Source organism: Paenalcaligenes suwonensis (genome assembly GCF_011290505.1).
In the GTDB taxonomy this organism is placed as follows: Bacteria; Pseudomonadota; Gammaproteobacteria; order Burkholderiales; family Burkholderiaceae_B; genus Paenalcaligenes; species Paenalcaligenes suwonensis.
In genome coordinates this window covers 47,799-57,679 of record NZ_JAANPV010000008.1, presented here as the reverse complement: position 1 = coordinate 57,679, position 9,881 = coordinate 47,799, and the positions used below count along the sequence as shown (strand labels likewise).

Annotated in this window: 11 protein-coding genes; 3 read left to right on the top strand and 8 right to left on the bottom strand. The window is 50.5% G+C overall.

What is annotated here, in order from left to right; all coding sequences use genetic code 11:
- Nucleotides 1-6: 6 nt before the first annotated feature.
- Complete coding sequence (locus GY634_RS12780; protein WP_278249039.1) at nt 7-576, top strand: nitroreductase family protein; 570 nt, start codon at nt 7-9, stop codon at nt 574-576.
- A gap of 79 nt (nt 577-655) precedes the next feature.
- On the opposite strand, the gene GY634_RS12775 is transcribed toward GY634_RS12780, so the two are convergent.
- From GY634_RS12775 to cueR, 3 genes are all read right to left on the bottom strand, one after another.
- Nucleotides 656-1,027, bottom strand: a complete 372-nt coding sequence (locus GY634_RS12775) for a helix-turn-helix domain-containing protein (RefSeq protein WP_166409089.1) — start codon at nt 1,025-1,027, stop codon at nt 656-658.
- A 3-nt stretch (nt 1,028-1,030) separates the two neighbouring features.
- Nucleotides 1,031-1,333: a type II toxin-antitoxin system HigB family toxin gene (locus GY634_RS12770; protein ID WP_166409087.1), complete on the bottom strand. Its 303-nt coding sequence runs from the start codon at nt 1,331-1,333 to the stop codon at nt 1,031-1,033.
- An 87-nt stretch (nt 1,334-1,420) separates the two neighbouring features.
- Nucleotides 1,421-1,831 carry a Cu(I)-responsive transcriptional regulator gene (cueR, locus tag GY634_RS12765; protein WP_166409086.1) on the bottom strand — a complete coding sequence of 137 codons (411 nt, stop codon included), beginning with the start codon at nt 1,829-1,831 and terminating at the stop codon, nt 1,421-1,423.
- A 196-nt stretch (nt 1,832-2,027) separates the two neighbouring features.
- Here cueR and GY634_RS12760 point away from each other — a divergent pair, with 196 nt between their 5' ends.
- Together GY634_RS12760 and GY634_RS12755 are read left to right on the top strand one after the other, a co-directional pair.
- The gene (locus GY634_RS12760; RefSeq protein WP_166409085.1) at nt 2,028-2,228 is read left to right on the top strand and encodes a heavy-metal-associated domain-containing protein; all 201 of its coding nucleotides are present in this window, start codon (nt 2,028-2,030) and stop codon (nt 2,226-2,228) included.
- Between the two features lie 59 nt (nt 2,229-2,287).
- Nucleotides 2,288-3,673 carry a dihydrolipoyl dehydrogenase gene (locus tag GY634_RS12755; protein WP_166409084.1) on the top strand — a complete coding sequence of 462 codons (1,386 nt, stop codon included), beginning with the start codon at nt 2,288-2,290 and terminating at the stop codon, nt 3,671-3,673.
- A 1-nt stretch (nt 3,674) separates the two neighbouring features.
- Here the strand turns inward: GY634_RS12755 and GY634_RS12750 are convergent, their stop codons facing one another.
- From GY634_RS12750 to GY634_RS12730, 5 genes are read right to left on the bottom strand one after another with little or no spacing between them, the layout of a single operon-like run.
- Nucleotides 3,675-4,283 carry an SCO family protein gene (locus tag GY634_RS12750; RefSeq protein WP_166409083.1) on the bottom strand — a complete coding sequence of 203 codons (609 nt, stop codon included), beginning with the start codon at nt 4,281-4,283 and terminating at the stop codon, nt 3,675-3,677.
- Nucleotides 4,284-4,329: 46 nt separating this feature from the next.
- Nucleotides 4,330-6,393, bottom strand: a complete 2,064-nt coding sequence (locus tag GY634_RS12745; protein WP_166409082.1) for a M3 family metallopeptidase — start codon at nt 6,391-6,393, stop codon at nt 4,330-4,332.
- A complete protein-coding gene (folD, locus tag GY634_RS12740) occupies nt 6,394-7,263 on the bottom strand; it encodes a bifunctional methylenetetrahydrofolate dehydrogenase/methenyltetrahydrofolate cyclohydrolase FolD (RefSeq protein ID WP_166409081.1) in 870 nt (289 codons plus the stop codon). It lies immediately after the preceding gene.
- Between the two features lies 1 nt (nt 7,264).
- Nucleotides 7,265-7,888, bottom strand: coding sequence for a response regulator transcription factor (locus tag GY634_RS12735; RefSeq protein WP_166409080.1), 624 nt, complete (start codon nt 7,886-7,888; stop codon nt 7,265-7,267).
- Complete coding sequence (locus tag GY634_RS12730; protein WP_166409079.1) at nt 7,885-9,642, bottom strand: PAS domain-containing sensor histidine kinase; 1,758 nt, start codon at nt 9,640-9,642, stop codon at nt 7,885-7,887. The genes GY634_RS12735 and GY634_RS12730 overlap by 4 nt, the downstream gene beginning before the upstream one ends.
- Between the last annotated feature and the right edge of the window lie 239 nt (nt 9,643-9,881).

Below are 9,881 nucleotides of genomic sequence, written 5' to 3'. Positions count from 1 at the left end.
GTTGATGTGTCTGTCATCTCAACACTGTTAAGCCGTAATTCGGTAAAAATGGTGCAAGGTCCCGGTCCCAGCGCAGAGCAGTTGGAACAGATTTTGCAAACAGCAATGGTTGCGCCTGATCACGGTAAGTTGCGTCCTTGGCGCTTTAAGCTGATTCGTGGTGATGCAGTCGTAAAGCTGGGTGATTTAGCGGTACAAGCAATGGCCGAAGAAGGGATGGCGGTAGCGCCTACCAAAGAGGCATCTATTCGTACGTGGCTAAAAGATGTGCCCTTGTTGATTGCGGTGGCGTGCCACTTGGATCACAGCAACGAGCGTATTCCCGAACACGAGCGTTTACTGGCTACGGGTGCTGCTGTGATGAATATGCTGAATGCGGCTCACGCATTAGGTTTGGGTGCGTACTGGAGCACAGGGTTGGGTACCTACACACATAAAGTGCCTGAAGCCTTGGGTTTTGACTCGCTAGACTACACTTTTATGGGCTTTGTGGTGGTGGGTTCTTTACCTGATGCCGTAGCTGTAAAAGAGCGTCCTAACTTCAGTGATTACGTAGGCGAGTGGAAGGGCGATTAAGCTTTTCCCTTGCAACGTACAATAGCCACCCTTTTGGGTGGCTATTTGCATTTTGTAGGGATAAATAACAGCGTGAGAGTTAGGCGGTTATTATTGGCTGAATTAGGTTTTCAGCAGGTATGCCTAGATCTTTATGCAGTCTACGGATCATTGGTAGCGTTAAGGAGCGCTTACGATTTAGTACCTCATATACACGGTTGCGCTGCCCGATCATAGGTTCAAGATCTTTTGCTGTCAGGCCTGCTTGCTCCATACGAAACTTGATCGCTTCGATAGGGTCAGGCAGGTCTATAGGATAGTGTTTTGCCTCATAGACTTGAACGAGGGTTGAGAGGACATCCAGTCGATCGCCATCTGGCGTGTCTAGGTCAGGATCGCTTTCCATCAAGAGAGATATCTCTTTTAGGGTGGCCTTATAGTCAGCTTCGGTGCGGATTGGGCGGATGTGCATGATTTACTCCATCTCTACTGTTTCAGCGTCTATTTTGTCGTATTCAGCATGTGTGCCGATGAATTTTATGTATACGATGCTTAACTTGTAGGCAATGGCCACGATTAGACGGTAGTCATTGCCTTTAATGTTGAATACAACACGCCGATTTTTCAAAACGCTAGCGTTTCTGTACTGTGCTTTTATATCTGAGGGTTGCAGCCACGCGGCCTTGCTGGCTTCATCGAACCATGCTTTAAGTGGTTGCTCAGCGTCTGGGTATTTTTCCCAGAACTGACGAAGGGTGCTGGCGGCTATAACTCTCATGGAATATATGATAGTCCCATTTTGGGACTGTTTCAAGTCTTGCGTACTGCTGCGCAGGCTTCTCTGGGTAAGCTCAAGGCACTACGCTTAATTCGCAGCAACAGCACCCAGATTATCCAAAATAGGGCACTCGGGGCGTTCATCGCCGTGGCAGCATTGGGTAAGGTGTTTCAATGTATTGGCCATGTCTTGTAGCTCGGCGGCTTTGCGCTCTAGCTCATCAATATGCTGTTGAGCCAAAAGTTTGACCTCGGCACTGCTACGATCTTGGTTGTGCCATAGTGTCAGCAAATCTTTGATTTGCGCCAACGAAAACCCCAAACTGCGCGCACGTTGTATAAAACGTAAGCCATGTAAGTCGCGTTCTGTGTACAGTCGGTAACCAGCCTCTGAACGAGCTGTGGGTTGCAGCAAGCCCTCGCTTTCGTAGTAGCGAATCATTTTGCTGCTTAATTGGCTGCGTTCGGCGGCTACACCAATGGTGACGGCTTGAGTCATGTGTGCACCTCCTAGGTAAACGACAAAGCTGGACTCTACGTACGAGTATGAACCTTACCACGATGTTAAGGTCAAACCGTAAAGCGATAGTGCTGCGAAATGTCATCAAAGCACGTGTTCAGACGGTAGCGTTGTGCGTTTTACAGTACTCTACACAGTGTATAACCGCTTTTATTTAGCTACTAAGGAGTTTGGCATGAAACATGAATTTACCGTTGCAGACATGACTTGTGGTCACTGTGTGAAAACCATTACTACCGCTATCCAAAAAGAATGGCCTGCAGCGGTGGTGGTGGCTGATACGGCTACACATCGCCTAAGTGTTGAGGTGGATGCGGATAACGCAGCAGTAGCCGCCGTGGTAAAAGAAGAGGGCTACACCCCCGTGGCTGCCTAAGCACGAGCATTGGATGGTGGCAGTACCCTAGGATGGCGATATAACAGCAGAGGAAAAGCATGAAAATACTGAATGTTGATGTGGCAATCATCGGTGCAGGAACCGCAGGCATGACGGCATACCGTCAAGTAATACGGCGGGGCAAAACGGCTGTGCTTATTGAGGACTCGCATTACGGTACAACGTGCGCACGGGTAGGTTGTATGCCTTCCAAGTTGCTTATTTCCGCTGCTGATCATCGCCATGCCATCAATGAAGCTCCTAAGTTTGGCATTAACGTCGATACCACAACGGTGGAAGTGGATGGCGTTGCCGTGATGGATAGGGTCAAACGCGAGCGCGACCGTTTCGTGTCCTTTGTGGTCAGTGATGTAGAGGGTTTTGCGGCCGACACAAAGCTGTGGGGCACGGCACGCTTCACGGGTGAAAACACGCTAGTGGTGGGTGATCATACGCAAGTACAGGCTAAGGCTTTTGTGATTGCTAGTGGTACGAGCCCACGCACACCAACTGCCTTAAAAGCGCTGGGCGATAAGCTACTGACCACTGACGAGATTTTCTACTGGGATGATCTGCCCAAAAGCATCGCCATCTTAGGGACCGGTGTGATTGGGATGGAAATAGGGCAGGCATTACATCGCTTGGGGGTAAAGGTCACGATCATCAATCGCAGCCAGCGTATTGCCGGTATACAAGACCCTAAAGTGGCTGAAAATGCGCGTAGCGTGTTTTCTGAAGAAATGGACATACGCTTTGATACGCAAATTCTACGTGCAGAACGCCAGGGCAATGATGTGCAGCTTAGCTTGCAAGATCAGCAGGGCGTAGAAAGCCTGTTGACGGTTGAATGCGTGTTAAACGCCGCAGGTAGGCAACCCAATATAGAAAAGCTTAACCTTGCCGCGGCAGGGATTAACGTCGATGACAAGGGCAAGCTTCGCTTTAATAAGCACACCTTGCAGGTGGAAAATAAACCAGTGTTCTTAGCCGGCGACGTGAACGGGCTACACCCCATGTTGCACGAAGCAGCAGATGATGGTCGTATTGCTGCCGATAACGCCGTGAATTGGCCAACGGCACCTCAGGCGCCAACTAGGCGCAGCCCCATGAAGGTAGTGTTTAGCAATCCGCAGGTGATGGCGGTGGGGGTGGCCTTTGCTGACTTGCCTGCCGATGTTCGCATTGGTGAAGTCAGTTTTACGAACCAAGGCCGATCACGCGTGATGCTAGAAAACAAAGGCATGCTACGCGTGTATGCAGACCGTCATAGCGATGTGTTTTTGGGGGCGGAAATGGTGGGGCCATCGGCAGAGCATCTGGCACATTTGCTGGCATGGTCTGCACAGCAGCAGCTCACCATTAAAGAAATGTTGGGTATGCCTTTTTACCACCCGGTGGTGGAAGAAGGGTTGCGTACGGCATTGCGCAATACGCATTCCTCGTAGATTACAACAGCTTGCGTACGGCTTCGGTTAGGTCTTCCACCGATTCGGAGTCGGACGCTAGCACGCGCGCTTTGCCGCGTTCATCAAAAATATACACGCCACGGCTATGGGCGACTTCGTAGTGGTCCGAGTCGGCATTGGTGGGTTTTTCAATTTGGAAGGCCACGCGGTAACGGCGTGCCAGATCTGCAATGGTTTTCTCGTTGCCCGTTAAGCCTATAGCGTTAGTATCAAACGCATCTACATAGGCTTTCAGTATTTCAGGGGTGTCGCGGTGTGGGTCTACACTCACAAACACCACCTGTACGTTGTCACCCGCATCCCCCAAGTTTTCTACCACGGCAGACAGTTGCGCCATGGTGGTAGGACAGATGTCAGGGCAATTAGCATAGCCAAAGAACATCAACACGATCTTCCCTTTAAGGTCATCTTGGGTGACGTGCTGGTTGTCTACGGATTGCAGATCAAACTTTAGGTCAGGCAGAAAGCCAGTTACGGGGTGTATTTGTGATTCTGCAGCCAACAACGGGCCTGCAAAAAGTACGCTACTACCTAACACTATACTGGCGGCTACGCGCTTGCCCAGCGAGCGAAGAGTGAACTTTGTCATAAGCCTATAAACAAACACCCCCACCAAAAGGTGGGGGATAAAGGGTTTAGGATTGTGCCAACATACCACTGTGGCGCAGTAAAGCGTCTATAGACGGATCGCGGCCACGGAAGGCTTTGAATGAATCAGCAGCAGGGCGTTCGCCACCTACAGCCAAAATTTCGTCCAAGAACTTACGGCCTGTTTCAGGGTTTAGCGTGTTGCGGCTATCCCCATCTTGTAGCGCAGTTTCTTCAAAGGCGCTGTAGGCGTCTGAGGACAATACTTCAGCCCATTTGTAGCTGTAGTAGCCCGCACCGTAACCACCTGCAAACAAGTGAGAGAACGCATGTGGGAAACGGTGCCACTCAGGTGGGAAGATTACCGCCACTTCTTTACGCACCTGATCCAGCGTGCCCAGAACGTCTTTAATAGACAGGCCTTGCTCTTGCTGGTGAATCAGCATGTCAAACAGTGAGAACTCTATTTGTCGCACCATTTGCATACCGCTTTGGAAATTCTTGGCAGCCAGCAGTTTGTCGTAGAGTGCGCGAGGCAGTGATTCGCCCGTAGTCACGTGGCGTGACAGTTTCTGTACGACTGGCCACTCCCAGCAGAAGTTTTCCATGAACTGCGAAGGCAATTCGATGGCATCCCATTCTACTGCTGAAAACGCGGATACCGCAGGCTCGTCTACACGAGACAGCAGGGCGTGTAGTGCATGACCGCTTTCGTGGAAGAGGGTGATGACTTCATCGTGTGTGAGCAGCGATGGGCGGCCTTCTTGTGGCTGCGCAAAGTTGCAGACTAAGTACACCACCGGCACTTGTGTGGAAGTGCCCAGCAGTTTGCGGTCGCGCTCGCCATTGACCCACGCACCACCTTGTTTACCGGCGCGAGCATACAGGTCTACGTACAAGTAACCCAGCGTGTTAGCGGCTTTATCTTGTACGGCATAGGCTTGTACATCGGGGTGCCAGCCAGGTTCTTGGGTGGGTACGAACTGTACACCGTACAGTGTGTGCACCACGTCAAACAACCCTTGCATGACTTGGGGTTCGGTAAAGTACTGACGTACTTCGTCTTCCGAGTAAGCGTAGCGGTTTTCACGTAAACGCTCGGCGGCATAGGCCATATCCCAAGGTTGTAGCGTTTCCATCTGTAGCGTGTTGCGTGCGAATTCTTGCAACTGCTCTAGGTCGGTACGTGCAAAGGCAATAGACTTGCCTGCCAAGGTGCGTAGAAACTCTAGCACTTGTTCTGGGGTGTCGGCCATGCGTGTTTCTAAGCGCATGTGCGCGAAACTGTCGTAGCCTAGCAGGCGTGCTTCTTCAGCGCGCAAGCGTAGTAGTTGTTCGATGGTTTCAGAGTTGTCCCACTCGGGCTTGCTGCTTTGCTCGGAGGCGATGGTGGCATAGCCTTTGTACATCGTCGCACGTAACTCTGAGCTTTTGGCGTACTGCATCACGGGCAGATAGCAGGGCATTTTAAGGTTTAATAACCAACCTGTTTTGCCTGCCTGGGTGGCTGCATCTTTGGCGGCTGCTAGTAAATCCGCAGGGATGCCTTCCAGTTCGCTTTCGTTTTCAACCAGCAAGCTCCAGTGGTCAATGCTATCCATCACGTGTTCAGAGAAGCGCTGTGATGCAGCGGCTTGTTGCTCTGAAATTTCAGCATAACGTTCGCGCTGCTCGCCTTGCAGTTCCACGCCGCTTAGGCGGAAATTGCGTAATGCCAATTCAATGACACGTTGGCGGGCAGGGTTCAGTGATGCGAATTCAGCGCTGTCAGCCAGTTTTTTGTACTGGTTGAACAGTTGCTCGTTCAGACCCAACCACGTAGAAAACTCCGTTACTTTGGGCAAGCACTGGTTGTAGGCCTCACGCAGCTCTGGTGTGTTCACTACAGAATTTAGGTGTCCTACGATAGTCCAAGCGCGCCACAACGGCTCTACTGCGTTTTCTAAAGGGGTAACCACGTTATCCCACGAGGTGTCGCTAACGTGCTCTACCGCTTGTACAGCGCTTTTGGCGCTATCCAGCAGTTGATCAATAGCGGGTGCAACGTGTTCGGGCAGAATGGCCGAGTAGTCAACCAGTTGGTTAACTGGCCCAAGCAGGGGATTCGTCATTTAACTCTCTTTGTTTGCGCGGCGCTCAGCAGCTTCCAACGTATTGACCAGCAACATCGCAATGGTCATAGGGCCTACACCACCAGGAACGGGAGTGATAGCCGAAGCAACTTGGCTGGCACTGGCGAACTCTACATCACCAGCCAGCTTGCCGTCGTCTAGGCGGTTAATGCCCACGTCGATGACTACGGCGCCAGGTTTGATCATGTCACCCTTAATCATATTGGGTCTACCTACCGCAACTACAAGTACGTCGGCTCGGCGAGTGTGTGCCGCCAAGTCGCGTGTCTTGGAATTACAGAGGGTGACAGTAGCACCAGCCGCTAACAACATCATGGCCATAGGTTTGCCCACGATGTTGCTTGCGCCCACAATAACGGCTTCAGCGCCACGTAGGGCTACCTGCTCGGACTCCAGCATTTTCATCACACCGTAAGGGGTGCATGGACGAAACAGCGGTTGGCCAGTCATGAGCAGGCCAGCGTTACTAATGTGGAAACCGTCTACGTCTTTAGCAGGTGAAATGCTTTCAATAACCAGATGCTCATCCAAATGGGAAGGCAGTGGTAATTGCACCAAGATGCCGTCTACGCCGTCGTCTTGATTGAGTTTTTCAATCAATGCCAGCAATTCATCTTGCGTGGTGCTGGCGGGTAAACGAATGACATCCGAATTAATACCCGCTTTTTCGCACGCTAGTGCTTTGTTACGTACATAGACCTGAGAAGCTGGGTCTTCACCAATCAATACGACGGTCAGGCCAGGATGTATGCCTTTAGCTTGTAGCGCTTTGACGTCTTCAGCGACTTGCTCGCGAACGCTTTGTGCTAAGGCTGTGCCCGAAATGATCCTGGCTGGTGTACTGCTCATGCTAGTTTTCTCCGCTTTGTACCAAGGCAATCTTCATCAGATCGGCCACAGTGGTAACTTCAAGTTTTTCCATAATATTGGCCCGGTGTGCTTCTACAGTTTTGATACTGATGTTTAAGTCACCGGCGATTTGTTTGTTCAAGCGGCCAGCCACAATGCGTTCTAGCACTTGTTGCTCACGTGCGGTTAAGCGTGACAGCACTTCAGCGTGTGCGCGCTTAGAGTGAGCCTGATCGGCCATTAAGCTTGCTTGTTCCATCATGCGTACAACCACAGCACGTAGATCCGCTTCATTAAATGGTTTTTCTAGGAAGTCTACGGCACCTTTTTTCATGGTGCTAACAGCCATTGGTACATCGCCGTGACCGGTGATGAACACAATAGGAATAGGGGAGTTACGAGCGATTAGGGCTTCTTGCAGCTCAAGACCGCTCATGCCGGGCATACGCACGTCGGCAATTAATACACTGAGTTGTGTGGTGTCGTAGGAGCTAAGAAATTCTTCCGCAGACGCAAAGCACTGCACTCGGTAACCATTAGCCTCAAGCAGCCATCGCAAGGAGTCACGAACGGCTTCATCATCATCCACAATAAAAATCGTGCAGGGAATCGGGGTACTACTCATGCTTGTATCTCCTTGGGACTATCAGTGGTTGGTTGCATTTCGGCTTGCGCACAGGGCAAAGAGAATCGGAATATCGTTCCACCCTCTGGATTCTCCATTGCCCACAAACGACCATGGTGTGATTCTATAATGGTTCTACAGATGTTTAAGCCCATCCCCAGCCCCTCTGATTTGGTGCTGTAGAAAGGCTCGAAAAGGCGCTCGGGGTTTTTGAGTCCATAACCCCTGTCGATGACGGCGACTTCTAACATTTGATCATAAAGTGAAATGTTCACATGAAGGATATGATAATCGCTTCCTTCCATCGCTTCCACGCCATTTTTTAGCAAATTAAGCAGAACCTGCTCAATAAGAATGGGGTCAGCTAGCACCATAGGTAGGTGTTCTGGGAGCTCAACGGCTATTTCTATACGACGTTTGCGCGCATCTATGTCTGCAAAGCTTACAGCATTATCAATTATTTGCGTAATTGGTACCGCTTGGCGACGCGGTTCGCTGCGTTTTACAAACTCACGTATACGGCTAATGATTTTGCCCGCACGTTCAGCTTGTGCTGCTGCTTTTTCTAGTGCTTCTAATAATTGCTCAGGCTTAGCCTTGCCGCTGCGCAGCATCGCTACGGCACCCATGCTGTAGTTATTAATAGCCGTTAATGGCTGGTTCAGTTCGTGCGCTAAGGACGATGCCATTTCACCCATGGTGGTTAAACGGCTAGTCAGTTGGATTTTATCTTGCTGCACACGCGAGGCTTCTTCGTGTTTGCGGCGTTCGGTAATGTCGCGTGCCACTTGCAAACGTACACGTCTGCCATCGGTCCATGCCAGCATACGGTGGTGTACTTCAAACCAACGTTGAGCTTGGGAAGAATAGGTTTCTACGGTTTCATCCGTAAAGCGTCCTAATCTGCCGCCCAACAGTTCTTCGTGACCGTGGCCTTGTGCGCCAAAGAAGCGTCTGTAGGTACGGTTTGCAAACAGCAGTTCCAGCCCCTCAGGCGTATCTGCCGTAACCGAAATAGCATCGTCCAAACCTTCTAATACCGTCATAAAGCGTTCGTGGGCCGCTGTCATGGCTTCACGAATGCGTTTAGGTTCGGTGATATCGGTCATGGACGTCATCCAGCCTATTTGCTCACCGTTAGGGTCACGTAAGGGGGATACATACATGCGGGCAGTAAAGCGTGAACCATCACGGCGTTGCGCTTCTACTTCTAGACCACTATTAGGGGTGCGCCCCGACAATATAAGGTCTAACACCTCTTGATGATGTGAGTGTCGCCCCGGTACCCAATAAGGGAAGGGGGCGGTGCGGCCTATGAGGTCGGCCTCGTTCCAGCCTATCATCCGGCAAAACGCAGGGTTCACATAAGCAATGCGGCCGCTCATATCAAATACACGCATACCGGTAGACATGGAATTCTCCATGGCTCGCCTAAAGCCGGTTTCGGCAATCAGCGCGGCTTCGGCGCGTGTACGAAAACGTGTGTAGCGCCAAAGCGCTAGCAAACTAAATACGATCACCAGCGACAGAGCCGCAATCACCATGGTGAGGCGTTGCTGACGCGTTTCTTGGTCTATGGGGACTACCATGACACTATCGTGCTGCAGGCGTTGCAACCAGATGAATACGCCCATCACACATAGGTACAGTATCAGCACAATTACGGGCGTAAGCCAGTAAAGGCCGCGTCTATTTTGACGTGCCTGATCGTAAAACGTATTAGGTATAAGTGATTTTTTTACGGAGTTTGCCATAACAGTAATCGTAAAAAGCTGGGAGCATTGTAAACCTTAACGCTCGTTGATATTTTTCACATTATAAAAACTATTACCATAAAATGAAATTTTGCTTGAGATTACCTTTTTTCTTTCCTAGAATAGACTTGATAAATAGGCATGATCTGCCTAAATACTGTACGGGTCCGGTCAATCTGTTATGGTCTGAAAAGCAAACATTACAACGCAGATGAGCATCACAGCACGGACTTCTATCA

Coding starts and splice junctions, on each gene's coding strand:
- GY634_RS12775 (WP_166409089.1), bottom strand. CDS start 1,027: ATGCACATCCGCCCAATCCGCACCGAAGCTGACTATAAGGCCACCCTA.
- GY634_RS12770 (WP_166409087.1), bottom strand. CDS start 1,333: ATGAGAGTTATAGCCGCCAGCACCCTTCGTCAGTTCTGGGAAAAATAC.
- cueR (WP_166409086.1), bottom strand. CDS start 1,831: ATGACTCAAGCCGTCACCATTGGTGTAGCCGCCGAACGCAGCCAATTA.
- GY634_RS12760 (WP_166409085.1), top strand. CDS start 2,028: ATGAAACATGAATTTACCGTTGCAGACATGACTTGTGGTCACTGTGTG.
- GY634_RS12755 (WP_166409084.1), top strand. CDS start 2,288: ATGAAAATACTGAATGTTGATGTGGCAATCATCGGTGCAGGAACCGCA.
- GY634_RS12750 (WP_166409083.1), bottom strand. CDS start 4,283: ATGACAAAGTTCACTCTTCGCTCGCTGGGCAAGCGCGTAGCCGCCAGT.
- GY634_RS12745 (WP_166409082.1), bottom strand. CDS start 6,393: ATGACGAATCCCCTGCTTGGGCCAGTTAACCAACTGGTTGACTACTCG.
- folD (WP_166409081.1), bottom strand. CDS start 7,263: ATGAGCAGTACACCAGCCAGGATCATTTCGGGCACAGCCTTAGCACAA.
- GY634_RS12735 (WP_166409080.1), bottom strand. CDS start 7,888: ATGAGTAGTACCCCGATTCCCTGCACGATTTTTATTGTGGATGATGAT.
- GY634_RS12730 (WP_166409079.1), bottom strand. CDS start 9,642: ATGGCAAACTCCGTAAAAAAATCACTTATACCTAATACGTTTTACGAT.